The sequence below is a fragment of the Nesterenkonia sandarakina genome, assembly GCF_014138825.1.
In the GTDB taxonomy this organism is placed as follows: Bacteria; Actinomycetota; Actinomycetes; order Actinomycetales; family Micrococcaceae; genus Nesterenkonia; species Nesterenkonia sandarakina.
Map to the genome: position 1 here is coordinate 2,063,364 of NZ_JACJIH010000001.1, position 25,853 is coordinate 2,089,216.

At 67.0% G+C, this 25,853-nt stretch carries 20 protein-coding genes; 8 read left to right on the forward strand and 12 right to left on the reverse strand.

The window, feature by feature from the left end; all coding sequences use genetic code 11:
* Position 1 precedes the first annotated feature (1 nt).
* The 3 genes from HNR24_RS09305 to HNR24_RS09315 all read right to left on the reverse strand — a co-directional run bounded on the left by HNR24_RS09305 (position 2) and on the right by HNR24_RS09315 (position 2,707).
* On the reverse strand, positions 2-1,345 hold the full coding sequence (locus tag HNR24_RS09305) for a glycine zipper domain-containing protein (protein WP_182495636.1): 1,344 nt from the start codon (positions 1,343-1,345) through the stop codon (positions 2-4).
* The gene (locus HNR24_RS09310; RefSeq protein ID WP_182495637.1) at positions 1,342-1,686 is read right to left on the reverse strand and encodes a DUF6507 family protein; all 345 of its coding nucleotides are present in this window, start codon (positions 1,684-1,686) and stop codon (positions 1,342-1,344) included. The genes HNR24_RS09305 and HNR24_RS09310 overlap by 4 nt, the downstream gene beginning before the upstream one ends.
* A 157-nt stretch (positions 1,687-1,843) precedes the next feature.
* Entirely contained in the window at positions 1,844-2,707 is an 864-nt protein-coding gene (locus HNR24_RS09315) for an HAD family hydrolase (RefSeq protein WP_375139273.1), read from the reverse strand.
* A gap of 246 nt (positions 2,708-2,953) precedes the next feature.
* On the opposite strand from HNR24_RS09315, the gene HNR24_RS09320 reads away from it, so the two are divergent.
* The gene (locus HNR24_RS09320; protein ID WP_182495638.1) at positions 2,954-4,237 is read left to right on the forward strand and encodes an aldose epimerase family protein; all 1,284 of its coding nucleotides are present in this window, start codon (positions 2,954-2,956) and stop codon (positions 4,235-4,237) included.
* 57 nt (positions 4,238-4,294) lie between these two features.
* On the opposite strand, the gene HNR24_RS09325 is transcribed toward HNR24_RS09320, so the two are convergent.
* Complete coding sequence (locus tag HNR24_RS09325; protein ID WP_179441440.1) at positions 4,295-5,674, reverse strand: ROK family protein; 1,380 nt, start codon at positions 5,672-5,674, stop codon at positions 4,295-4,297.
* 115 nt (positions 5,675-5,789) lie between these two features.
* Here HNR24_RS09325 and xylA point away from each other — a divergent pair, with 115 nt between their 5' ends.
* The 7 genes from xylA to HNR24_RS09360 all read left to right on the forward strand — a co-directional run bounded on the left by xylA (position 5,790) and on the right by HNR24_RS09360 (position 14,601).
* Positions 5,790-6,971 carry a xylose isomerase gene (xylA, locus tag HNR24_RS09330; protein ID WP_182495639.1) on the forward strand — a complete coding sequence of 394 codons (1,182 nt, stop codon included), beginning with the start codon at positions 5,790-5,792 and terminating at the stop codon, positions 6,969-6,971.
* A 200-nt stretch (positions 6,972-7,171) separates the two neighbouring features.
* Positions 7,172-8,617: a xylulokinase gene (gene xylB / locus HNR24_RS09335; protein ID WP_182495640.1), complete on the forward strand. Its 1,446-nt coding sequence runs from the start codon at positions 7,172-7,174 to the stop codon at positions 8,615-8,617.
* Positions 8,618-8,838: 221 nt separating this feature from the next.
* Positions 8,839-9,876, forward strand: coding sequence for a LacI family DNA-binding transcriptional regulator (locus HNR24_RS09340; protein WP_182495641.1), 1,038 nt, complete (start codon positions 8,839-8,841; stop codon positions 9,874-9,876).
* A 212-nt stretch (positions 9,877-10,088) separates the two neighbouring features.
* Positions 10,089-11,132 carry an ABC transporter permease gene (locus tag HNR24_RS09345; RefSeq protein ID WP_058887984.1) on the forward strand — a complete coding sequence of 348 codons (1,044 nt, stop codon included), beginning with the start codon at positions 10,089-10,091 and terminating at the stop codon, positions 11,130-11,132.
* A 44-nt stretch (positions 11,133-11,176) separates the two neighbouring features.
* Positions 11,177-12,076, forward strand: a complete 900-nt coding sequence (locus HNR24_RS09350) for a carbohydrate ABC transporter permease (RefSeq protein WP_232301721.1) — start codon at positions 11,177-11,179, stop codon at positions 12,074-12,076.
* Between the two features lie 88 nt (positions 12,077-12,164).
* Positions 12,165-13,880, forward strand: coding sequence for an ABC transporter substrate-binding protein (locus tag HNR24_RS09355; protein ID WP_182495642.1), 1,716 nt, complete (start codon positions 12,165-12,167; stop codon positions 13,878-13,880).
* Between the two features lie 64 nt (positions 13,881-13,944).
* Entirely contained in the window at positions 13,945-14,601 is a 657-nt protein-coding gene (locus HNR24_RS09360; protein WP_058887983.1) for a hypothetical protein, read from the forward strand.
* Between the two features lie 290 nt (positions 14,602-14,891).
* On the opposite strand, the gene HNR24_RS09365 is transcribed toward HNR24_RS09360, so the two are convergent.
* The 8 genes from HNR24_RS09365 to HNR24_RS09400 all read right to left on the reverse strand — a co-directional run bounded on the left by HNR24_RS09365 (position 14,892) and on the right by HNR24_RS09400 (position 25,824).
* The gene (locus HNR24_RS09365) at positions 14,892-17,258 is read right to left on the reverse strand and encodes a glycoside hydrolase family 3 N-terminal domain-containing protein (protein WP_182495643.1); all 2,367 of its coding nucleotides are present in this window, start codon (positions 17,256-17,258) and stop codon (positions 14,892-14,894) included.
* A 137-nt stretch (positions 17,259-17,395) separates the two neighbouring features.
* Positions 17,396-18,337: a carbohydrate ABC transporter permease gene (locus tag HNR24_RS09370; protein ID WP_375139274.1), complete on the reverse strand. Its 942-nt coding sequence runs from the start codon at positions 18,335-18,337 to the stop codon at positions 17,396-17,398.
* Complete coding sequence (locus HNR24_RS09375; protein WP_157075363.1) at positions 18,334-19,182, reverse strand: carbohydrate ABC transporter permease; 849 nt, start codon at positions 19,180-19,182, stop codon at positions 18,334-18,336. Before HNR24_RS09375 ends, HNR24_RS09370 begins: the two co-directional genes overlap by 4 nt.
* A gap of 150 nt (positions 19,183-19,332) precedes the next feature.
* Complete coding sequence (locus tag HNR24_RS09380) at positions 19,333-20,622, reverse strand: extracellular solute-binding protein (RefSeq protein WP_157075362.1); 1,290 nt, start codon at positions 20,620-20,622, stop codon at positions 19,333-19,335.
* Positions 20,623-20,989: 367 nt separating this feature from the next.
* Positions 20,990-22,285 (reverse strand): ABC transporter substrate-binding protein, encoded by a 1,296-nt coding sequence (locus HNR24_RS09385; RefSeq protein ID WP_182495644.1) that lies wholly within the window; start codon positions 22,283-22,285, stop codon positions 20,990-20,992.
* Between the two features lie 125 nt (positions 22,286-22,410).
* On the reverse strand, positions 22,411-23,844 hold the full coding sequence (locus HNR24_RS09390) for a GntP family permease (RefSeq protein WP_310735422.1): 1,434 nt from the start codon (positions 23,842-23,844) through the stop codon (positions 22,411-22,413).
* Positions 23,810-24,778, reverse strand: a complete 969-nt coding sequence (locus HNR24_RS09395; protein ID WP_182495645.1) for a 3-hydroxyacyl-CoA dehydrogenase family protein — start codon at positions 24,776-24,778, stop codon at positions 23,810-23,812. Before HNR24_RS09395 ends, HNR24_RS09390 begins: the two co-directional genes overlap by 35 nt.
* Before the next feature lie 89 nt (positions 24,779-24,867).
* Positions 24,868-25,824: a sugar phosphate isomerase/epimerase family protein gene (locus HNR24_RS09400; RefSeq protein WP_182495646.1), complete on the reverse strand. Its 957-nt coding sequence runs from the start codon at positions 25,822-25,824 to the stop codon at positions 24,868-24,870.
* Positions 25,825-25,853: the final 29 nt, after the last annotated feature.

Genomic DNA, 25,853 nt, shown 5'->3' on the forward strand with positions numbered 1-25,853 from the left:
CTTAACCTCCGAAGAACGATTTGAACTTGTCGGCAACGGCCTGTGCCTGCTTCCCCACCTCTTCTTTCACGGTGTCGCCAACAGCTTGGCCCAGTGAGCTTCCCGCGACGCCACCGACGACGCCACCGATCACCGCGCCCACGGCGGTTCCTGGGCCAGGCCCGAAGAATGATCCGACGGCTGCCCCCATGGCGGCACCCGCCTTGGCTCCCGCAGCAGCCCCGACGAAGGCGGTGCCGGCCGAAACGGCGGCCCTCGAGGATTTCTCGGCGACACCCATGTCTGGATGCGCGAGGGAGTCTTCTGACCAGCTGGACGCAGCGGTACTGGCGACGCCGACCGGGGCGGCCACTCTCGAAACGACATTTCCGATCCGGCCCCACGTGGCATACGGCGCAGCCGACCCGGGCCGCGGCACCGTCACCATCTTGGTCCTCGAAGCCGCGGACACGCGGCCGAGCATCACTCGAGCACTGTCGCGCACACCCACCGGCCTCCGGAACGGGCTGAGGGCACCATCTTTGGCGATGAACTGACCTGGATTCTTCACATCCTGGTGACTCCACCCCAGACCCGCGCGAACCAGCTTCTCGCCGATCGGGCTGCTCTTCGACAGGCTCTGAATGAAGTTCGGAGGCCACCCATGGCGCACTGCTCCTCGAACCATCAGACCTCGTGCGGAGTCCACGATGAATGCTGCTCCTGTGAGCCCATAGCCCAGCTGCTCCGCTCCGCTGTCTAGGTTGAGCCCTCCCCACTCAGCCCGGCTGCCAGCCAGCGTCTCGACGTAGTCCGTGTACGGGGTTCCCTGTGCCACGTCGGAACCCTCGTTGGACGAGGGGACGACACGCAGACTTTCCCGTCCGTGCGCTGAGGAGGTGGTGATGGCGGCCAATTCAGCGGCGCACGTGTTCTGCGCGTCATCCTTCGCCTCCGCCAGTGCCTGACACTGGGCCTTGAGCCCTTCAATGGCCTCTTCCCGCGCGGAGCGATCATCGTCGTCGGCTCCCTGCACGCCATCAGTCTCGAAGCTGCCGATATCGTTCAGCAGCTGCGCTCGGGTGGTGGCAAGTTCAGCAAGACGCTCCGCGTACCGGCTCAACGCTCCATAGACTCTCGTGCCAGCGTCTGCGAGTTCCTGGGATACAGAAACAGGGGTCGTGAGAGCACTGTGCAACGCGGGGGCCTCGGGTGCCGAGTACTCCTGCTCGAGGGGGCTCCAGGACTGGGTCGCGGCCCGCATCCCGTGGTGCAGCTCTGCCGCTGCCGTCTCCACGCCCCCGGCAGCTATGCGAACGACATCTGACTCATCGAGCTGCACCACCGTGAAGAGTCCCGCGCTCATGAACGCGATCCTCCCGGCATATCGGGCACGTTCACCGAGGAAGCTCGCGAATGCGTCGTGGAACGCATCTGCTCGTCGCCCTCGGAGAAGTGATTCAAAGCCAGAGAGGCTCCCGCCGTCGCGGATCTGGTCTTCGTGATGACCGCCTCGCTCGTCGGATCGAGAACCTCCACCTGAAGGGCCTCGACGCTGCCGGCCACCACTGGACTCTCCGGCAGTGCCGCCACCAGGGCTTCAACTCTTGCCCGGAGGAACTCCCTGCCCTGCTCGACGTCCTCAACAGAGGCTTCCGTGGAAGCAACGGTCTGGCGCGCGGACACATGATGTATATCGAACTTCATGGAGGCCTTTCGGGCGCCGACCTGGGACCAGGCCATCGATGAACTCACTCAGCTGACTGAACATAAGCTACCCCACCTCCGTCCGATCAGACAGGGGGTGCCCGAGCACGTCCTCGTCGAGGGATCTAAGCAGCGGCGCTGCGCAGGGCCCGCAACCTCAGTCCTGCGTCAGCAGACTCCGCAGGACCGGGACCAGGCCGTCCTCCTCCACCGGGGCGGTGAGCTCGTCGGCGACGTCGACGACCTCCTGGGGAGCCTGCCCCATGGCCACTCCGCGAGCCGCCCAGCCGAGCATCTCGATGTCATTGCGCCCGTCGCCGACGGCCACGGTATCCTCCGCCGGCACCTGCAGCCTCTCACGCAGCGCTTCGAGCGAGGAGCCCTTGGTGACGCCGGCGGCGGCGATGTCCAGCCAAGCCGACCAGCCCACCGAATAGGTCACGCCATGCAGGCCGATGCTCTGCACCGCGAGCGCGAATTCCTCGGCGGTGGACTCGGTGGAGTTGACCACCAGTCGGACAGCCTCGGCCTGCTTCATCTCCTGGAAGCTCACGCCGCGGGCGTCGAGGCCGAAGGACATGTCCTCGAAGCGCTCCGTGGAGAGGAAGTCTCCGAGGGAAGTCTCGATGGCGTAGCGCGCATTCGGCAGCCGATCCACCAGCGCGTCGAGCGCGGAGGCTGGATCGAAGACCCGACGATCCAGCACCTCATAGCCCTCCTCCAGAGACACGTCGATGCGCACGGTCACTCCCCCGTTGCTGCATACCGCGTAGCCGTGTTCGATGCCGAAGGTCTCGATCACTGGAAGCGTCGCCGGAAGCGAACGACCGGTGGAGACCACGACGGTGTGTCCATCTGCCACCAGGGCACGACCGGCCTGCTTCACGGCCTCGGACATGCGGCCGTCATGGAAGACGATCGTGCCGTCCACGTCCAGGCAGACCATCTTCTTGCCCGGCGTGTGGGAGAAGCTGCCACCTGCGCCGGCCGGCGGGATCGAGAACTCTTCAGAAGTTGTCATTGCCGATGTATTCACTGTCATCACACTCGCTCAGAAGGGGTAACCGGTCATTATGCCTCATGGGTCAGTCTCGCACTGCCGCGACCCCTGGTTCGGCACGAATAGGCCGAACTATGGGCTTTTGGGTACTGTTGCCATACTTGTCACTTCGCGTTTCACTGCCGCCGTCCGCCTGGTCCTCAGCCGGGTCGCCGGCAGTGCCAGGGAACCGCGCAGGATTGCGACGCTTCGTAGGAGGCACCACAAATGGACACGACGAACTCGGTCTCCATCACCGGCGGCGGGTATACCGCGCAGATCAGCCTCCTGGGCGGTCAGCTGCTGAACCTCTCGCACCTCGAGGATGAGCTCATCGTGCCCGCCGCGCAGACCGAAGGGGCCTTCGCCGGTGCCGTTCTGGCACCCTGGCCCAACCGGACCAAGGGCGCCAGCTACACCTACGCAGGCGTCGAGCACCTGCTCCCGGTCAATGAGGAGGCCACCGGTGCAGCGCTGCACGGGCTGCTCATCGACACCCCGCTGCGCGTTGTCTCCCAGAAAGAGTCCGAGGTGCAGCTGGCCGGCTGGCTGGAAAGCTCGGAGGGCTACCCCTTCGGCCTGGAGATCGCGCTGACCTACCGGGTCTCCGCCGACCTGGGCCTCGCCGCGACGCTGATGGCTCGCTACCAGCCCGAAGAGCTCGCGGACCCCTCCCTCGAAGAGGACACGGACGCCGCTGAGCCGGAAGGCGAAGCCACCGACCCGAACGACCGCGGGGTGGACGAACTCGACGCCGGTGACGCTGACCTGGAAACCTCTGACGCAGCGGAGCCCGAGGCTGACCCAGCAGACACTGACCAGAACGAGGCTGCCCAGCCCGAGGCTGAGGACTCCGATAACGGAGACCAGGGCGCGGCCGAGGAGGACGCAACTCTCGAGCCCGAGCTCACCGCATCCGTCGGAGAAGACGGCGAGACTGCGCCGGCGGAGGCCACCGTGGCCGGCGTCGATGCTCACGGATCAGAGACCGACGAGTCAGAGACGCGGCTTGCAGATCTCGACCCCGAAGAAGCAGCGAGCGCGCACGCCGCAGCCCCGCGGACGGCGCCGTTCGGGGCTGGCTTCCACCCCTATCTCACCGCCGGAGGTGCGCCGCTGAAGGAATGCCGACTGCGGCTTCCTGCACGGACCATGCTGAAGACCAAGGCCGATGGCAGCGTGACGGGGCGCAAATCAGTCTCGGCGGACTTCGATCTCACCAACGGCCCGCTGCTGGCCGGGCGCAGGATCGATCACGCCTTCACAGACCTCCCCGAGGAGGGCTGGACCGCGGAGCTTGTCCACGGACCCTCGGGGTTCGTGGTGCGCATGATCGCTGACACGCCGTGGGTCCAGGTCTACACCGGGGAGCGGATCGATCGCGCGGGTGTCGCCGTGGAACCGATGACCTGCCCGCCCAACGCGCTGAACAGCGGCGAGGACCTGATCCACCTGGAACCCGGGACATGGTTCCGGGTGGGCTACAGCATCGAAGCGATCCGGGTGGACTGAGCGATCGGTCCGCTCAGGGCCGCCTGAGCTCAGACTCGGAACGCCAGACCCGTCAAATCAGGCGGGCTGGGGAACCCACTGCAGCGGGGCATCGACCACGCAGCGCATGGCGCGCAGCGCCCCGCCGCTGGCCGCGGGCGCCGACTGGGCCGAGGCGGTGCGCACCCTGAAGGTGCTCCACTGCGCGGAGAGCACCCGGGAGTTCAGCTCTTTCTCGATGCGCGGGCGCAGCATGTCTGCCAGCGGTCCGTAGACCCCGCCCAGGACGATGTCGTGGACGTCGAGCAGGTTCATCGCTCCGGCCAGCGCCACCCCCAGCGCCCACCCGGCGCGGTCGATCGCCTCGCAGGCGGTCCGGCCGGCGTCGTCGTCGCGCTGGCTGCGCTCCACCAGGTCCTGCGCGGTGGCGCTGCGCTCCATTCCAGCCGCGGCAAGCAGCGAACGCTTGCCGGCGTAGGTCTCCAGGCACCCGAGCGCCCCGCAGCCACACTGCGGCCCCTCGGGCTCCACGGAGATGTGGCCGATCTCTCCGGCCCAGCCGTGCTGCCCGACGTCGACCACCGAGTCGATGACCACGGCGGCGCCGATGCCCATCTGCGCGGAGACGTAGAGGAAGGTCTGCTCCTGCTGGTCAGCCGCGGCGAGCTCCTGTGCCACGGCGAGCGCAGCGAGCTTGGCCTCGTTGGCGGCATGGATGAATCCACCGAATGCATCACGGTGCTCTCCGACCAGCAGCGGCACCACGTCCACGCCGCGCCAGCCGAGGTTGGGCGCCAGCACCAGGGAATGCTCGTCGGCGCCGATCAGACCGGGCAGCGCCAGGACCGTGCCCACCACGCGGGCACCGCGGGCGGTGGCCTGCTGCGCCACCCGCAGCGCCATCGCCCCGGCCCGGGGCAGCACCTCCGAGGGGTCTGATCCGCGGAAGTCGCCGTCGATGATCTCCTCCGCGAGGGTCTCACCGGTCAGGTCCAGGGCACGGGCTGCCATGAAGTCCACACTGATCTCCACCCCGAGCCCGGCCAGGGTGGCCCGCGCGGGATGCAGCGGCACCGCAGGCCGGCCGCGGGACCCGCCGCCCACCGCCGGGGAACCTTCCCGGATGATCCCCGCCGCGAGCAGATCATCCACCAGACGCGAGACAGTGGAGCGGGTCATGCCGGTGCGCATCGCCAGATCGGCCCGGGAGAGCGGCTCCACGGCGGAGAAGATCTCCTCGGTCAGCAGCAGCAGGTTGGATTCCCGCAGCGTCTCTTGGCGCGCCCCGGGACGGGAGGAGTGATCGCTGACCACCCGGTCTCCGCGCGGGGCGCGGGCGAAGTCGCCGCGCTCCTCTCCGGAGCTGCGGCCCAGCCGCGCCAGCGAGCCCCGGGAGGTCACGCCGAACGCAGTGCTCGATCTCGGTCCTGGCAGGCTGCGGGTAGTGTCTTGGGTCACGGACTTGATCTTAGCCCCATTAGGATTTAGGTTACATCTAGAAACAAAATGAGTGCCGGGTCACAGCTTCCCGGTGCACCCCGGAACCATTCCTTTTCCTTCGCAGGAGGCCCCTATGGCATCGACGCCAGCATCTGACTACAAGCTCTCCTTCGGTCTCTGGACCGTCGGATGGACCGCGCAGGACCAGTTCGGCTCGGCCTCCCGCCCCGAGTTCGAGCCGTGGGAGTACCTTCCGAAGCTGAAGGAGGCCGGCGCGTCCGGTGTCACCTTCCACGACGACGACGTCGCCCCCTTCGGCACCGATGACTCCACGCGGGAGAAGTACTTCACCCGTTTCAAGGAGGTCGCCGACGAGGTCGGCCTGAAGGTGGAGATGGTGACCACTAACACCTTCTCCCACCCGGTCTTCAAGGACGGCGGCCTGACCTCCAACGATCGCTCCGTGCGCCGCTTCGGCCTGCGCAAGCTGCTGCGCAACGTGGACCGCGCCGCCGAGTTCGGCGCAGAGACCTTTGTGATGTGGGGCGGGCGCGAGGGCGCGGAGTACGACGGCTCCAAGGACCTCTTCGCCGCGCACGAGCGCTACGCCGAGGGCGTGGACACCATCGCCAGCTACATCAAGGACAAGGGCTATGACCTGCGCATCGCGCTGGAGCCCAAGCCCAATGAGCCCCGCGGCGACATCTTCCTGCCGACCATCGGCCACGCGCTGGGCTTCATCGCCAAGCTCGAGCACGGCGACATCGTCGGGCTGAACCCGGAGACCGGCCACGAGCAGATGGCCGGGCTGAACTTCACCCACGGCATCGCCCAGGCGCTGTGGGCCGGCAAGCTCTTCCACATCGACCTCAACGGCCAGCGCTCCATCAAGTACGACCAGGACCTGGTCTTCGGCCACGGCGAGCTGGCCTCCGCCTTCTTCACCATCGACCTGCTGGTCAACGGCTTCCCCGGCGGCGGACCGAGCTACGACGGCTGGCTGCACTTCGACTACAAGCCCTCCCGCACCGACTACGTCCAGGGCATCTGGGACTCGGCGAAGGCCAACGTCGAGATGGTCACCATGCTCGCGGACAAGGCCAAGGCCTTCCGCGCCGACCCAGAGGTGCAGGCTGCGCTGAAGGCCTCCGGGGTCTACGAGCTCGGCGAGTCCACCCTGGCCGCCGGTGAGTCGCTGACCGACTTCATCGCCGACACCTCCACCTACGAGTCCTTCGACGTGGACAAGGCGGCCGAGCGCGACTACGGCTTCGTGAACCTCAACCAGCTGGCCATGAAGCACCTGATCGGCTGATCCACAGCCGTTCGAGGCAGGCTCAGCAGAAGCACTGAGCAGCAGCATGTGGCCGGTCACCCCAGAGCCCTGGGGTGACCGGCCACCGCCGCGAGATCCTGCAGAAGCACTCCCCACCACCCACCGAGCTCCACCCGCCAGCCCCGCCGGCCGACCCGCAAGGTCAGTCCGCCCGGACTGACGCGATGAAAGGACACGGCATGCCGACTCTGGTCGCAGGCATCGATTCCTCCACCCAGTCCTGCAAGGTCGTCATCCGTGACGCGGACACCGGAGAGCTGGTCCGCACCGGCTCCGCGAAGCACCCCGAAGGCACCGAGGTCGCCCCCGCGGCCTGGTGGGACGCGCTCCTCGAGGCGATCACAGCGGCCGGCGGACTCGACGACGTCGCGGCCGCATCCATCGGTGGCCAGCAGCACGGCATGGTCGCCCTGGATGCTCAGGGCTCGGTCATCCGCGACGCGCTGCTCTGGAACGACACCCGCTCCGCCGATGCCGCGGACGCGCTGATCACGGAGTACGGCGGCGGATCTGAGGGGGCCGCGGCCTGGACGGCGATGACCGGCTCGGTGCCGGTGGCCTCGCTGACCGTGACCAAGCTGCGCTGGCTCGCCGATGCAGAACCCCGCAACGCCGAGCGCGTGGCCGCCGTCGCACTCCCCCACGACTGGCTGACCTGGAAGCTCTCCGGCTCCACCGAGCTCAGTGATCTGGCCACCGATCGCTCCGACGCCTCCGGGACCGGTTACTTCGACACCGCTGCGGGCAGCTATCGCTTCGACCTGCTCGCCCGTGCCCTGCGGATCACCGAGGACGCCGCCCGTCGCATCATCCTGCCGCGCGTTGCCGGACCCGCCGAGCAGGTGGGCACCGGGGACGCCGCCCGAGGCTGGGGGCATCTGCTGCTGGGCCCGGGCGCAGGCGACAATGCCGCCGCAGCCCTGGGACTCGGGATGAGCACCGGCGACGTCGCCATCTCCATCGGCACCTCGGGAGTGGTCTCTGCGGTCTCGCCCAAGCCGATCCAGGACCCCTCCGGGATGGTCACCGGCTTCGCCGACGCCACCGGGGAGTTCCTGCCGCTGGCGGTCACGCTCAACGGCTCCCGAGTGCTCGACGGCGCCGCGAAGATGCTCGGGGTGGATCATGCCGGGCTCGCCGAGCTCGCACTGGCCGCGGAGCCCGGGGCCAACGGACTGACCCTGGTGCCCTACCTCGAGGGGGAACGCACCCCGAACCTGCCGCACGCGACCGGCTCCTTCATCGGGCTCACCCTGGCCTCGATGAACCCGCAGGACGTGGCCCGCGCCGCGGTGGAGGGACTGCTCTGCGGTCTGGCCGACGGCCTGGAGGCCATGACCTCGCAGGGAGTCCCGGTGGAATCGATCACGCTCATCGGCGGCGCTGCCCGCTCTGCCGCCGTGCAGCAGATCGCTCCGGCGATCCTGGGTCGCGAGGTCACGGTCCCGGCGCCGGGCGAGTACGTGGCCGACGGCGCCGCGAGGCAGGCGGCCTGGGTGCTCAGCGGGTCGGCCACGCCCCCCGCCTGGTCCACGGTGCAGACCCAGACGATCACCGGGACACCGACGCCGCAGGTGCGTGAGGCCTATGCTGCTCGCCGGGAGCTGATCGCTGCGCGCGACTGAGACCCGTGCGCGGCGAGACCTGTGCGCGGCGAGACCTGTGCGCGCCCAGACCGGCCTTCTGCCTGCAAGGGGTCGCGCCCTGGCTTGAATCACAAGGCCGTGGCACACTGTCTGTGATCCGCCCGGCTGAGGACGGTGTCCATACCGGCTGCGGCCGCTGCGCCGTACATCCCGGCGCCACGGTGCGGTTGCCCTGATGCGTTGAGCCAGGAAGGAACCGCATGGCAGCCCAGCAGCGCCAGATCACCCTCACCGAGGTGGCGCGCGCGGCCGGAGTCTCCACCGCCACCGCCTCGCGGGCGATCAACGGCAGCTCGCGTCGGGTCAGCGAGGACATCGCGGCGCGGGTGAAGCGCACCGCGGAGGAGCTGGGCTACCTGCCGAACCTCTCGGCCCAGACGGTGGCCAAGGGCGCCTCCCCCACCGTGGCGGTGCTGCTCAGCGACGTCGCCGACCCCTACTTCAGCGCGATCGCGGCCGGGATCATGTCCGGGGCCAGCGAGGCCGGGCTGATGGTCACCATGGCCGCCTCCGAGCGCAGCCCGGTCCGCGAGCTGGAGATGCTGCGCACCTTCCGCAGCCAGCGACCCCAGGCCATCATCGTCGCGGGCTCCCGAGATGAGGAGAACACCCACACCCAAGAGTTCACGGCCGCACTGCGCGCCTACGCCGAGACCGGCGGGCGCGTCGTCGTGATCACCCAGGGCCCCTCCCCCTTCGACCTGGTGGACATCCAGAACCACGACGGCGCCCGGAAGCTCGCCCATGCCCTGGTCGATCGCGGTGGCCGAGACTTCGGCGTGGTCTCCGGACGGATGACCCTGCAGACGAATGCCGACCGGATCAGCGGCTTCCGCGCCGGCCTGGCCGAACGCGGGATCTCGCTCAGCGACGACGCGATCGTGGAGACCGAGTTCACCCGCGACGGCGGCTATGTGGGGATGCATGAGCTGCTGGCGCGGCGGCAGGACCTCGGTGCCCCGCTGGACACCGTCTTCGCCACCTCGGACATGATGGCCTTCGGCGCGGCGACGGCAATCCGCGACCACGGGCTCCGTGTGGGAGCTGACATCTCGCTGGCAGGCTTCGACAACGTCGGGCTCACCGAGGACATGAACCCGGCGATGACCTCGGTGGAGATCCCGCTGCACGAGCTGGGCCAGAGCGCGGTGCGCCTGGCCCTGGGATCCGGCGCGGAGCCGGTGCGGCTGAAGATCCAGACCCGGGTGGTCCTGCGGGCGAGCACCCCGCAGCGCTGACCGCCCCGGATTGACCGCATCCCGTCGGCACCCCGGCCCCAACGCGGTTCTATCCCCCGGCGACCATAGTCGCGAGATGTGACTCAAACCACGGTTTGGCTTGACTTAGTGTGCGCCATGCAACTAAGTTCTAGGAAACCGCTTACCTTGTGACCTGAATCACGTCGCATCTTCTCGCTGCAGGGTAGCCGAATCACTCTGAGGGGAGCTGCATGAGCGCCATCGGTGTCACCGAGGGGAGCAGCCAGCCGGCGCTGCGTGAAGCCGGCGTCGTGCCGGAGTTCACCGACCCGAACGACAAGCCGCAGAAGAAGCGTCGAAACAGCCGCAAGGGCTACGCCGGGACCAACAACACCAACACCTGGAAGCACGCGCTGAAGACCGACTGGCGGCTCTACACGCTGCTGATCCTGCCGCTGCTGTTCCTGCTGATCTTCCGCTACCTGCCCATGGCCGGCAACGTCATCGCGTTCCGCCGGTTCCGCCCGGGATCCTCGATCTTCGGCGATGAATGGGTCGGGATGCACTACATCGAGATGTTCATCCAGGACCCGACCTTCTGGCGGGTCTTCTGGAACACCATCATCCTGGGCGCGCTGACCCTGGCGATCTGCTTCCCGCTGCCGATCGTGCTCGCGCTGATGTTCAACGAGCTGCGCAGCAACAAGTTCAAGCGGATCGCGCAGTCGATCTCCTACCTGCCGCACTTCATGTCCATCGTGATCGTCGCCGGCATGGTCCTGCAGCTGACCAGCGTCAACGGCACCATCAACCAGATCATCGGCTCCCTCGGCGGGGAGACCATGCCGTTCATGCAGCTTCCGGAATGGTTCCGCACGGTCTATGTCTCCTCCGAGGTCTGGCAGACCGTGGGCTGGGGAACCATCCTCTACCTGGCCGCGCTGACCACGATCGATCCCCAGCTCTATGAGGCGGCCCGGATCGACGGCGCCAACCGCTGGAAGCAGATGTGGCACGTGACCATCCCTGGGATCACCCCGACCATGATCGTGCTGCTGATCCTCAACGTCGGCACCTTCATGGCCGTGGGCTTCGAGAAGGTCCTGCTGCTGTACAACCCGCTGATCTATGAGACAGCCGACATCATCGCCACCTACGTCTACCGGGTGGGCATCACCTCGTCGAACTTCTCCTACGCGGCCGCCATCGGCCTGTTCGAGGCGCTCATCGGCCTGGTCCTGATCCTGTCCGCCAACGGCATCGCCCGCAAGCTCGGAGGTAACTCGCTGTGGTGACCATTCCCGCCGAACCCGGCACCAAGGTCGAGAAGGACCCGCGCATCGGCTCCCGCCCGACCCAGACCATCAAGATCAAGGACTCGAAGTCCTACTCCGCGTTCCGAGTCTTCAACGGGATCGCGATCATCGTGATCTGCGCGGTGACGCTGTATCCCTTCATGAACATCATCGCCCAGTCCTTCTCCTCGGAGGGCTACATCAACGCCGGCGAGGTCAACCTGATCCCGCGCGGATTCAACGTCACCACCTTCGAGGTGGTGATGAGCGATTCGATGTTCTGGCGCAACTACGCGAACACCGTGATCTACACCGTGGTGGCCACCGCCATCGCCATGGTGCTGACCACCTGCTTCGCCTACGCGCTGAGCAAGCGGCACCTGAAGGGACGCAGCTTCTTCATCGGAGTCGCGGTGTTCACGATGTTCTTCAACGGCGGCCTGATCCCGAACTACGTGCTGATCAACGCGATCGGCTTCACCAACACGATCTGGGCGATCGTGCTGCCCAACGCGATCAGCGTGTTCAACCTGCTGGTGATGAAGGCCTTCTTCGAGAACTTCTCCGAGGAGCTGGAGGAGGCCGCCGAGATCGACGGGCTCACCACCTACGGCATCCTGTGGCGGATCGTGATCCCGCTCTCCAAGGCCGTCATGGCGACCATGATCCTGTTCTACGCGGTGAGCTTCTGGAACGCCTGGTTCCAGGCCTTCCTCTATCTGGACCGCAGGGAGCTCTACCCGGTCACCGTGTACCTGCGGAACCTGCTCGCCGGGGCCACCGGCACCGAGCAGATGGGCGGGGCGGCCGGTGAGAGCACGCAGATCGCCTCCAACGTGCAGTCGGTCACGATGCTGCTGACCACGCTGCCGATCATCTGCCTCTACCCGTTCCTGCAGAAGTACTTCGTCCGCGGCATCATGCTCGGCTCCGTCAAGGCTTGACCCACCCCCCGTCGCAGCTCTCCCGCGGCACCAGACCTCGCACCGGATCAATGGATGACCCGGACAGGCACGAAAGGATCACTCGCACATGAACACTCCAGTCACCGGCACCCCTGAGGGACGACGTCGACGCTTCCGGCGCACCTGGCCCATCACCTCCGTCCTGGCCGCCTCGGCGCTGCTGCTGGTCTCCTGCGGCGGCGACGCCGAAGGTGAAGGCGACGCGGCCGCCGAGATCGATATGGAAGCCTCCGGCGCCGGGGCCATGGAGGACTTCGCCGCCGGCGACACCTTCGTGGCCACCGAACCGGTGGAGTTCTCGCTGCTCTATCGCGATCACCCGAACTATCCGATCCAGGACGACTGGGAGTTCCTGAACAAGCTTGAGGAGGAGCACGGGGTGACGCTTGAGACCAGCAACGCTCCGCTCTCGGACTGGGCGGAACGTCGCGCGCTGGTGATCGGCGCCGGTGACGCCCCGGACTTCATCCCGATCACCTACCCCGGGGACGAGACCCAGTTCATCGCCGGCGGGGCGCTGCTGCCGGTGAGCGACTACCTAGACCTGATGCCGAATCTGACCCAGAAGATCGAGGACTGGGAGCTGGAGGAGGACTTCGCCTCGCTCTACCAGGAGGACGGCAAGTTCTACGTGCTCCCGGGGCTCCTGGAGGACCCGCAGCACCAGTACTCCTTCGCGGTGCGCGGTGATATCTGGGACGAGCTGGGACTGGAGGATCCGGAGAGCTTCGAGGAGTTCGCCGATCAGCTGCGGCAGGTCCAGGAGGCCTACCCGGACATGGTCCCCTACTCCGACCGCTGGTCGGAGAACGGGCCCTTGGAGGCGACGCTCAATGTGGTGGCACCGAACTTCGGCACCAGCGCCGGCTGGGGCTACGGCGACGGCATGCACTACGACGCCGAGGCCGATGAGTTCGTCTACGCCGGAGCGATGGAGGAGTACCGGGATCTGCTCGCCTACTTCGCCGGACTGGTGGAGGAGGGCCTGATGGATTCCGAGTCGCTGACCCAGGACGACGACCAGGCGATCCAGAAGTTCGCCTCCGGAGGCTCTGCCGTGATCGGCGCCAACGATCAGGAGCTGCTGACCTACCGCACCTCCATCGAGGAGGTCGGCGACGAGGACATGGAGGTTCGCATGATCCGGGTGCCCGGCGGCCCCGCAGGTGACATGGTCGACGCCAGCCGGCTCGAGTCGGGCATGGCGCTCTCCGCCGATGTCGCCGAGGAGGAGGACTTCGTCGCCCTGCTGCAGTTCCTGGACTGGCTCTACTACTCCGATGAGGGCATGGAGTTCTCCAAGTGGGGTGTGGAGGGCGAGACCTACACCAAGGACGAGGACGGCAGCCGCACGCTGGCGGCGAACATCGACATGAACGGGCTGAACCCCGAGGGCGAGGAGCAGCTCAACGTCGACTACGGCTACCACAACGGCGTGTTCATGCTCGCCCACGGCTCCTCCACGGAACTGGTCCAGTCCATGCTCCGCGACGAGGTCATCGAGTTCCGCGACTCCATGGACTCCAAGGAACGCCTGACCCCGGACCCAGCCCGCCCGCTGGATGAGCTGGAGCGCGAGCGCGCCTCGATCAACCAGACCCAGCTGACCGACCAGGTCCGCACCGCCACCGCCCAGTTCATCCTGGGCCAGCGCGACATCGAGGAATGGGACGCCTTCGTCGCAGAGCTGGAGTCCTCCGGCATGGCCGAGTTCGTGGACCTGCACAACGAGGCCTACCAGCGCGCTCAGGAGACTCTCGACGGCGACGTCGTCGAGGACTGAGCCTGAACGACCCGCTGCTGCGCCCCGGCCCGTTTCGGGCCGGGGCGCACTATCTTGGAGCTCTATGGATATCGATCGCAACGGCCCGCTCAGCCGGGTCACGAACTTCGTGTACCGGCTGCTGATCATCGAGCTCGGCTTCGTGCTGGCCACAGCACCCGCGCTGATCGGCATCTTCCTACTCGATCCCGACCCCAGCAACATCCCGCTCTACGCGGTGTGCGCGCTGCTCTTCGGTCCGGCGATCACCGCCGGAATCTATGCCTGGCGCACCGATCACGACGTCGTGCCCTGGCTGCGCTTCTGGAAGGGCTGGATCGAGGGCCTCGCCCAGTCGCTGCTGATCTGGGTCCCCGCCGTGGCGCTGCTGGCGCTGGCAGCCTTCAACGCCGCCTACGCCCAGGTGGGTCTCGGCTTCATCGTGGCAGGCATCGTGATCGGCGTCGCCGGGGTGATCGCCGCCGTCGCCGCGCTGGTGGTGATCGCGAACTTCTCCTTCCGCGCCCGGGACCTGTTCAAGGTCGCGCTCTACGGGGCGGCGTCGGCTCCGCTGGCCGCACTGGGGATCGTCTCGCTGCTGGTGATCACCGCCGGGCTCATCGTGGTGGTCTCCGACTGGCTGCCAGTGCTGCTGGCCTCGTTCCTGCTGCTGCTGCTGACCCGCACAGTGGCCCCGATGCTGCACCAGATCCGCACCGACCTGGTGATCCAGCAGAACTGACCCGGCGGCCCCGGGGCCTGTAGGCCCCGCATATCGCTGGGCCCACGCAGACCCGGTTCAACCCCTGCCCACTGTGATCGCCCCCTACATCTGTTTATCGCATCCCTATGCCAAGTCCCATGGCTTTGGACGGAAATAGGGAAGGGACATGGCATAGAGATGCGACGGATGGCCAAGGGGCAGAGGGGGCAGCCAGGCACAGGGCCAGCCCGACACGGGGAAGCCGGGCACAGGGAAGCCCCCGACGCTGATGCATCGGGGGCTTCCCTGTGGGAGCGGGCGGCGCCGAGCTAGCTGATCCGGGCCGGGGTGGTCAGCACGCGCTGACCCGTGATCTCCCGCACCGCCCCGGTGAGCTCCAGCTGCGCCTGCAGCGGCAGATCCCCCGCGGAGGGCCCGGCGTAGAGGTCGATGGCCCCGGGCTCCACGATCCGGCGGTAGTCCACGCCGGTGAAGGAGAACCGGTCGGCGTGCACCTGGAAGGTCACCGTGCGGCTCTGACCCGGTGCCAGCTCCACCTTCGCGTAGCCCAGCAGCTGACGCACCGGGCGGGCCACGGAGGCCACCCGATCGCCGAAGTAGAGCTGGGCGACCTCTTCGGTGGGGCGCTCACCGGTGTTGGTGATCTTCACCGAGACCTCCGTGGCGCCGTCCACGGCGAGCTCCGCATCCGAGACGGTGAGCTCGGAGTACTCCACGGAGGTGTAGCTGAGTCCGTGGCCGAAGGGGTAGAGCGGGGTGGGATCGAGGTTCGAGACGCCCTGGCTGTTCAGGCCCAGCGGGGCTGCGATGTAGCCGGAGGGCTGGCCGCCCGGGTGCACCGGGACCCCGATCGGAAGTCGACCGGTGGGCTCGATGGCGCCGCGGAGCAGATCCGCGAGGGCACCGCCGCCCTCCTCACCGGGGAAGAAGCCCTGCACGATGCCCGCGCAGCGCTCCGCGACGTCACCCAGGGCATAGGGACGACCGGAGGTGACCACGAGCAACACGGGGGTGCCGGTGGCCAGCACGGCTTCGACCAGCTCCTGCTGGGCGCCGGGAAGCTTGAGATCCGCGACGTCACAGCCCTCACCGGAGGTGCCGGCGCCGAACATGCCGGCGAGGTCCCCGACGGTCACCACGGCGATGTCGGCAGCCGCAGCGGACTCAGCCGCCGCCGCGATCTGCGAGTCGTCGTAGTTCACGATCGGCGAGCCGTAGCTGTAGCTGACCTCCGACTCGGGGTAGGCCTCGCGCAGGGACTCCAGCATCGAGGGCATCGGCACGCCGATCCCCTTATGCGGGAAGGTCCCGGCGGGGTACTTGGCCAGCACATGGTTCGGGAAGGAGTAGCAGCCCATCATGGTGCGCGGCTCATCGGCGGAGGGCCCCACCACGGCGATCCGCTTGCCCGCCAGCGATTCAGCTGTGGCCGGCAGGACGCCGTCGTTCTTCAGCAGCACCAGCGACTTCGCCGCCACCTTGCGGGCCAGGGCGCGGTTGCTCGCCGAGTCCAGGTCCGCCGACTCGTCGATGCGAGGCTCCCAGTCGGCGTCGTCCGCACCGCGGTCGAGCAGGCCGAGCTCGGCCTTCTGCCGCAGCACCCGGCGCACCGAGGCGTCGAGAACGGATTCCTCGAGCAGGCCGTCGCGGACCTGCTGGGCCAGCGTGCGGTAGCCGCCGGTATGCGGCAGCTCCACGTCAAGGCCGGCCGAGATGGCCAGCCGAGCGGCCTCGGCCTGGTCAGCGGCCACATGGTGCATCTTCTCCAGGAATGCCACCGACCAGTAGTCCGCGACCACGGTGCCCTCGAAGCCCCACTGCTCGCGCAGCACCTCGGTGAGCAGCCAGTGTGAGGCTGCGGGGGCTTCGCCGTCGATGTCGGCATAGGAGTTCATCACCGAGCCGACCTTGCCCTCCCGGACGGCGAGCTCGAAGGGGTAGAAGATCATGTCGATGAGTTCGCGCCTGCCCATGTGCACCGGGGCGTGGTTGCGCGCCGCACGGGAGGCGGCATAGCCGGCGAAGTGCTTCAGGGTGGCGATGATCCCGGCCGACTGCAGACCCTTCACATAGGCGGTGGCCAGGGTGCCGATCACATAGGGGTCCTCCCCGATGGTCTCCTCCACGCGACCCCAGCGGGCGTCGCGGACCACGTCGAGGACCGGGGAGAGTCCCTGCTGGACTCCGGTGGCGGCCATGTCTGCACCGATTGCGGCCGCCATCTCTTCGATGAGCTCCGGGTCGAAGGTGGCGCCCCAGGCCAGCGAGGTCGGGTAGACCGTGGCCTGGTAGGCGGTGTAGCCGGTGAGGCACTCCTCGTGGGCGATCGCGGGAATCCCGAACCGGTTCGCGGCGATCACCGCGGCCTGGCGCTGGCGCAGGTCCGCAGCACCCTCGGGCACCGAGAGCGCCACCGTGCCGTAGGTGCGGGTCAGGTGGCCCTCGCCGTCGAGGATCTCGGATTCGAAGGGCAGCTTGCCCGAGGACATGGCGTCCTCCATCGGCGCGACCTCCCCCTGGGTGTCCGGATCCTCGCGTATCTCCCAGTGCGAGCCGAGCTGGGAGACCTTCTCCTCCAGCGTCATCTGCGCCAGCAGCGCCTCCGCGCGCTCGGCCGCCGAGAGCGAGGCATCGTTCCAGGGGCCGGTGATCCGGTCGGGGGTCTGGTTGCTCATCTGTGAACTCCTTCGATGTTCGGCGCAGCCGTCGTGGTCGGTGCAGCGCAGTGGTCGCGGTCGGTCGGGGAACAGCGAAGCTGCCGGTCGGGAAGGACCGGCAGCTTCGCTGAGGGATCAATCGGTGGGGCTCAAGCTCACTTGCCGAAGCCTGCGGTCAGCCCGGCCACGATGTGGCGGCGGGCGAGCATGTAGACCACCAGCAGCGGCAGCGCGGAGAGCACGACGGCGGCCAGCGTGGCCGGCACGTCGATGCCGAACTGGCCGCTGTACTCCCACAGTGAGAGCGGCAGCACCCGGACGTCGCTGCTCTGGGTGAGCACCAGCGGGAACAGGAATCCGTTCCAGACCTGCAGCGCCTGGTAGATGCCCACGGTCATCAGCGCCGGCTTGGCCATCGGCAGCACCAGCGCGGTGAGGATCTTCCACTCCCCGGCGCCGTCCACCTTCATCGACTCGAAGAGCTCCATGGGGATGTCGCGGACGAAGTTCACGATGATCAGCACGCTCAGCGGGATCGCGAAGGCGATCTGCGGCAGGATCAGCGCCCAGAGGGTGTCATAGAGACCCAGCTGCTGGATCAGGTAGTACACCGGGATGATCGTGGCCTGCACCGGGATCGCGATGCCCAGCAGGATGACCTGGAACAGCCGCCGCCCGCCCAGGGTGGTGGACCGAGCGATGTAGTACGCGGCCATCACCGAGACCGCCAGCACGACGGCGACGGTGGAGAGCGTCACGATCAGCGAGTTGGTGAAGTAGTGCAGGAAGTCGTTCTGGATCACCCGGATGAACGGTGCCAGCGTGGGGTTCGTGGTGGGCAGCAGCTGGTTCGAGGACCGCAGGTCCTCGCTGGTGCGGAACGAGGTGATGACGATGTAGTAGATCGGCAGGATGATGACGGCCAGCCAGAGCCACCCGCCGAGGCCGCCGAGAATGTTCGGCTTCTCCCCCGGGGCGCCGGTGCGGCGGACCTTGTTCTGCTTCATCTCGCGCTGCTGGAACCCGGGCACCTCGGGGTTCAGCGCTTTGCCGGCGTCGGGAGTCGCGGATTGGGTGCTTGCGGTGTGAGTCATCATGCGCCTGCCTTGTCGCTCTCCATCTTCGATGAACCGGAGATGATGTTCAGCAAGAGGGAGAGGGTCAGTCCGATGGCTACCAGGATCACCGCGATGACCGAGGCGTAGCCGAGGTTGTATGAGCTGAAGCCGGTCACGTACATGTCCAGCGGCAGGATCCGCACTGCGTTGGCGGGCTGGCCGCCGGTGAGCACGAAGATCAGGTCGAAGTAGGTCAGTGATCCGACGAGCATCAGGGTCGAGGAGGTGATGATCGTGTAGCGCAGCTGCGGGATCGTGATCGAGAAGAACTGTCGGACACGTCCGGCGCCGTCGATGGTGGCTGCTTCATACATGGACTGCGGGATCTGGCGGACCCCGGCCTGGTAGAGCAGACCGTGGAAGGGCACGAAGCACCAGCCGACCACGAAGATCATCACCCACATGACCAGGTCGGAGTTCGACAGCCAGTCATTGGGCAGCCAGTCAAAGGGCAGTGCGGCGGAGAGGCCGTAGTTCGGGGAGAACAGCGACTGGAAGGTCAGGCCCACGGCCACCGAGGAGAAGAGCAGCGGCAGGAAGTACAGGACTGCGAGCAGGGCGCGATAGCGCTGCTGGCCCGCCATGAAGACTCCGAGCAGCAGGGCCACGGGCGCCTGGAAGAGGTAGGAGCCGACGACGAAGGTGATCGTCAGGCCCAGTGCGGTCCAGGTGAAGGGCCGGTCGAAGAGCACCGCCTGCCAGTTGGTCAGGCCCACCCATTCGGGGGAGCCCAGAACGTTCCACTCCATGAAGGAGATCACGACCACCCCGAAGAGCGGTATCAGGGCGAATATTCCGAAGAACAAGACGGCAGGCAGGGCCATGAGGAATGAAGGTCCCTTATGACCCGATCCGGTCGTCCTGCTTCGAGCGGCGGTTTCAGTCATGAGCTCGATTCAGATTCTGGTTGTCGGTGCAAGGCAATCGGTTCGGGGCGGCCGATGCAGGCCACCCCGAACCGATTGTTGGATCTATCAGAGAGAGTTCATCGCGTCGACGAACTCCTGGGGAGTCATGTCCCCGCGGAGGATCTGCGAGAGGTTGTCCGTCAGCGGCTGGGCCACCTCGGGAGCGACTGCCTGATCCCAGGAGAGCTGGAAGTGGTTGGCCTCGCCGACCAGGTTGGAGGAGAAGTCGAGGAAATCGGCGTCCTCGGTCTCTGCGATCTGGTCCTCGATGTCAGCCAGCGGCGGCAGCGAGCCGGCCTCCAGCATGGCGGTCACGGTCTCCTCGTTGTAGAGGTTCTCGCTGATGTAGTCGAAGGCGATCTGCTGCTCCTCCTCCGAGGCATCCGCTGAGACCGACCAGAAGTTGGCTGGGTTGCCCACGATGTTCGAGGGGTCACCGGCGCCGTCCTCCAGGGTCGGGAAGGAGGTGAAGCCGAAGTCACCGGACTCCGCGAACTCCGGGAAGTCCTGGTGGATCGTGGAGTAGACCCAGGAGCCCTGCAGCAGCATCGCGGCCTGGCCGTCAGCCAGCAGCTGGGCATCCTCGTTCTGGTCCGCGGTCACCGAGTTGTAGGTGTCGATGTAGCCGCCGTTCTCACCGAGATCCTGCATGGTCTCCAGTGCGAAGAGGATGGACTCGTTGTCCCATGCGCCCTCTTCACCTTCGACGACTGCCTGGAAGACCTCTTCGCCGCCGTGGCGATCGGTGAGGTACTGCAGCCACATCAGCGCCGGCCAGACGGAGCCACCGGCGAGCGAGAAGGGAGCGACGTCGTTCTCATTGAACGTGTCGATGGCTGCCTCGACGTCTTCCCAGGTCTCGGGGATCTCCACGCCGGCCTCATCGAAGACGGCCTGGTTGTAGTACATGACCACTGGCTGCACATCGTTCAGCGGCACCGCGTAGGTGCTGCCGTCGATCTGGCCGTTCTGCCAGACCGAGTCGAAGACCCGGGACTCGAGGTCTCCGGTGTGCTCGCTGAGGTCGACGATGCGCTCTTCCTCGGCGTACTCCAGCAGCGCGCCGCCGGTCCAGGACATGATCAGCGTGGGCGCCTCGCCGGAGCCGACCGCAGTGCGGATCTGACCCTTATAGGAGTCGTTCTCGATGGCTTCGGTGTCGATCTGAGCGTCTTCGTTGGCTTCGTTCCAGCGGTCGAAGTCTTCCTGGATGGCCGGCCAGCCGCCGCCGGTGAGGATCCATGCGTCAGCATTGGCCTCGCCCCCGCCGTTCTCGCCTCCCCCGCCACAGGCGGAGAGTGCCATCAGGGATGTCACGCCCAGGCCTGCAGCGGCCACTCGAGTTGTTCTACGCATCGTCGCGTCCTTTCTCATCAATGCATGCGAGCCCCAGCCGTGTACCGATACATCGCCGAGGTCTTCCCGGCTCTCCGGATCGGCCGGACGGGTGACTCAGCAGTACAGCGCCACAGTCCGGACCAGGAGCGCCTCTGGTGCCAGAGACGGACTCCTCGCAGACTGTGATCTGGATTTCGTCTTGCCGTAAGACTAAATAGCTGGCAGGTGTGTGTCAAGACACAGCAGATGACCGAGGTCACACTGGCGCAACATGATCGGACGGCGTCTTCGGCGAGCACTCCAGGCCAGGAGCTTCGCCGCCCGGAAACCTGTCGAGGCTCGCTGGATCAACAGCGAGCAGCTCCCGGGAGGCGAAGCGCAGGTCTCAGTCGGTGGGCTGCGTGGCGTTCATGTTCTCGGCGAACTCCTCGGGTGTGAGGCTTCCATCGAAGACCTGACCCAGGTTCTCCAGCAGCGCGCGCTCCTGACTGGGGTCCACCGCCTGATCCCAGGAGAGCTGGAAGTTCGGCGCCTCGGTGACCATGCCGTAGGCGAAGTCCAGGAACTCCGGGTCCTCGGTCTCGGCGATCTTGTCCTCGAGTCCGGTCAGCGGTGGGATGTTGCCGGTCTCGAGCATGCCGTCGACGTAGTCGTCGTTGAACAGCCACTCCGAGAGGTAATCGATACCGGCCTGCTGCTCTTCCTCCGTGGCGTTCGCCGAGACGGACCAGAAGTTGGCGGGGTTGCCCACGATGCTGTTCGGGTCACCCTCGCCGCCGGGGATCGACGGGAAGGTGGTCACCCCGAGATTGCCGGACTCCATGAATTCCGGGCTCTCCTCGAGCAGCCGCGAGTACACCCAGGACCCCTGGAGCACCATGGCCGAGAGCCCGTCTGCCACCAGGTGGGCATCCTCATTATTGTCTGCCACCACAGAGGCGAAGCCGGGATCGAAAGCACCTGCCTCCACGAGTTCCTGGATCCGCTCCATGGCCTCGATGATCGCCGGATGCGACCAGGCATCGGGCTCCCCTGCCACCACGGCCTCGAAGGCTTCGGGGCCACCGATCCGATCGGTGAGGTAGGAGGCCCACATCAGCATCGGCCAGAGCGAGCCGCCGGCCAGTGAGAACGGGTGCACACCCTGGTCCTGGAAGACCTCGACGGCCTCAAGCATCTCGTCCCAGTCGGTGGGCACCTCGATGCCGGCCTCGTCGAAGAGCTCCTGGTTGTAATACATCATCACGGGCTGCACGTTGTTCATCGGCACCGCATAGGTGGCGCCGTCGACCTCGCCGTTGGCCACCACTGAATCGATGAGCCTCTCGCGGAGATCTGCGGTCGGTTCGGTGATGTCGGTGACATAGTCGCCCTCGACGTACTCCAGCAGCCCACCACCGGTCCAGCCGACGATCAGCGTAGGAGCCTCGCCGGAGCCCACCGCGGTGCGGATCCGCTCCTTATAGATGTCGTTGGCGAAGCTCTCCACCGTGAAGGTCTGCTCCGGGTTCTCCTCGTTCCAGGCCTCGAAGTCCTCTTCCACCACGGTCCAGACTCCGCCGTTGAGCACCCAGGCGTCGGGCTCGGTGCTCCCGGCGTCACCGCCGCCGCAGGCGGAGAGCCCGAGAAGGGACCCCGCGGCCAGGACGGCGGTGCTCAGTTTTGCTTTTCTTCCCCACATAGAAATCAATTCCCTGTCTCATCAAAGTGCGAGTGATCTTCTGATAGATGCGTTGCAGCACGCGCGGACCTGCATCTGCAGCGCGATGCCTGCGCCGGGGCGGGTCAGCCGTGGCAGGCGTTTCCTCAGGCGACGAGCGCGTAGAAGCCCCAGCTGAGGAAGAAGGCCATGAATCCGATGGCGGTGGCCATCACGGACCAGGTCTTCAAAGTGGTGATCGTGTCGAAGCCGCAGAAGCGGCCCACCAGCCAGAAGCCGGAGTCGTTGAAGTGCGAGAACGTGATCGATCCCGCCACGATGGCGACCACCAGGGCCGCCAGGGCGAAGCCGTCGAGTCCCAGTTCCATGACGCCGGGGGCCATGATCCCGCCCGCGGTGGTCGCAGCCACGGTGGCCGAGCCCTGCGCGACGCGGATGACCACGGCGACCAGGAATCCGGCGAGGATCACCGGGAGTCCCATCGCGTCCAGGCCTTCGGCGATGGATCCGCCGATCCCGGTGGCGGTGAGCACCGCGCCGAAGGCGCCGCCGGCGCCGGTGATCAGGATGATCGAGCAGACCGGAGCCAGCGCGTTGTCGATCAGGTCAGAGAGCGCGTCGCCGAGCTTGCCCGAGCCCTTGCGCGGCCTGATGAAGAGCAGGTACATCGCGATCAGGGTGGAGATCAGCAGCGCCACCGGGGTGGGGCCGATCAGCTGGGAGAGCGCGTACCCGAAGCTGTCCTCGCTGATCCGCCCGTCCGCTGCCAGCGTGTTGGAGAGCGCGTTGTAGAAGATCAGCGCCAGTGGCAGCAGCAGCACCAGGATGACGGTGCCGAAGGCCGGGCGCTCGTGCTCCTCGGTGACCCGGGACTCGCCGAAGAGGTTCGGCACCGGGAAGTTCGGGTAGCCCTTGGCCATGACCAGTCCCAGCCGGTAGCCGGCCAGGTACCAGGTCGGAAGCCCGACCATCAGGGCCACGATCAGCACCAGCCCGATGTCGGCGCCCATGACCGTGGCCGCCGCCGTCGGTCCCGGGTGCGGCGGGGTCAGCGCATGCATCATCAGGAAGGCACCGATGGAGGGCAGCACGTAGAGCATGAAGCTGCCCCCGAGCCGTCGCGCCACCGTGTAGATCACCGGCAGCATCACGATGAAGCCGGCATCCAGGAAGATCGGGAAGGCGTAGAACAGCGAGGCCACGGCCAAGGCCAGCGGCGCCCGCTTCTCCCCGAAGGTCTTCAGCATCTTGTCCGCCAGGACCTGGGCGCCGCCGGAGACCTCGACCAGCCGGCCGAGCACGGCACCGAAGCCGATGAGCAGCGCCACGTTGCCCACGGTGGTGGAGAAGCCGCCGACGACCACCGAGAGCACGTCGCCCACGGCGATGCCCGCCGCCAGAGCCGTGACCAGCGAGACGATGATCAGCGAGAAGAAGGCATGGAGCTTCACCTTCACGATCAGCACCAGCAGCAGGACGATCGAGCCCAGCGCCAGAGTCAGCAGGGCCGCCGTGGGCAGCTCGAAGGCGAGGTGAGTTCCTCGTTCACTTCTTGCCCTTCGGAGCGGGACCGAGCTCACGGACGAGCTCACCCATGCGGGCGTAGGCCTTGTTGCGGTAGGCGATGAGCTCAGCCTTGGTGGCCTCGTCGAAGTCTCCGGTCCAGCCCTTGCCGTTCTTGAGCCCGTGCCGACCGGCCTCGACGTTCTCCGTCAGCAGCGCCGGGGCGGCAAGCCGCTCGCCGTAGGCCTCGGAGAGCGTATTGAATCCGAGCCCGTAGACGTCCAGCCCGGCCTGGTCCGCGATCGCGAACGGGCCGAAGAAGCCCAGCCTGAAGCCGAAGGTCGTGCGCACCACGGTGTCCACGTCCTCGGCGGTGGCGATGCCCTCCTCCACCACCGAGGCGGCCTCCTTGAGCAGCGCGTACTGCAGCCGGTTGAGCACCATGCCGGGAGTGTCGGCGACCTCGGCGCCCTCGCGGCCGGCCCGGGCCAGCAGGTCCTTCACCGCGTCGACGACGTCGGGCGTGGTGGCCTCTCCGGAGACCAGCTCCACGCCTGGGATGAAGGGCGCGGGGTTGGAGAAGTGCACGGTGAGGAAGCGCTCGGGGTGTTTGACCGCTGAGACCAGGACGTGGACCGGGATCGTGGAGGTGTTGGTCCCGATGATCGCGTCCGGCCGGGCGTGTGCCGAGATCTTGCCCAGCACCTCCCGCTTGACCTCGGGGGACTCGAACACCGCCTCCTCGATGAAGTCTGCCTCGGCGACAGCCTCCTCCAGGGTGCGCCCGGCGCTGAGGTTGGCCTTGATGCGCTCGGTGGAGCCGGCGGTGTAGAGACCCTGGTCCTCGAACTCCTGGGCCTCGGTCAGGAGGCGGGCGAGGCCCTTGCGCGCGGCGTCGACGTCGACGTCGACGATCTCCACCTGCAGGTCGGCGAGCGCCAGGGACTGGGCGATCCCGCCGCCCATGTAGCCGGCGCCGACGACGGTGACAGTGTTGATGGTTCTAGCCATGGGTCTCAGATCTCTTTCGTCATGGGGTTTCGGGCACCACCGTGCTCTGGTGGCGCAACGGGTGAGCGGACCGACGGGTCCGCGGGTCTCTAGGCGCCTTCGGCGGCGGCGGCCGCGCGCAGCGGGGAGTTCTCCGCCGAGGTGAGGACCTGACGGATGTAGTCGCGGTTCTCAGCGCAGACGCCGATGGAATCGGAGCCGTAGTGCTCGCAGCAGAATGGGCCGCTGTAGCCGAGCTCCAGGGCGCGGCGAATGATCTTGCGGTAGTTGATCAGTCCATACTTCAGCGGCATGGGGGCCGATGAGTAGCCTCCGACCGCCGGATCCTCATCCCGGGTGTAGTTCTTGATGTGCCAGAAGTTCGCATGCGGCAGCACCTTCTCGAACATCTCCTCGTAGCCCGGCATCGGGCGGTGCAGCCGGATGAAGTTGCCCAGATCCGGGTTCAGCCCCACTGCGGGGTGGTTCACCTCGCCGTGGAAGGCGACCGCCTCGTCGGCCGTGCCCAGGAAGGTGTCCTCATACATCTCCAGGCTCAGTTCGATGCCGTTGGCCTGGGCGTGGTCGCCGAGTTCGCGCACTCGCTCCACGGCCAGGGGCCGCAGCGCGGGATCGTCCTGGTGCCCCTCGGCGAGCCAGAACCAGAGTGCCTTCTCCTGCGCCGGCGTCAGCGCCTGCATGAAGCCGGTGTTCACGATCGTGGCCCCGAACTCCGGGGCGATGTCGATCAGCCGGTGGGCATCGGCGAGGTTGGTCTCTCCGTGCTCGCGGTCGATGACCGAGTTCCGGGTCATCGAGATGGACGAGATCTTCAGCCCCTCGTCGGAGAGGACCTTCTTGAACTCCTCCAGTCGGGCTGGCGAGAGCTTCTGCAGCGGCAGCCATGCATCGGTGGGGTCGATGTGATCGAACCCGAGTTCGCGCATCTGACGCAGGCAGTCGGACCAGTAGGTCGTCGACGCCTGCCAGACCGGAACGCCCTCAGAGGTCTTGCCTCCAAAGGCGAGCATGTTGCCGGCGATGGGCCATGAGGCTGCTGTGAACATTTGTTCCCTTCAAACGTGCGTGCGGATTC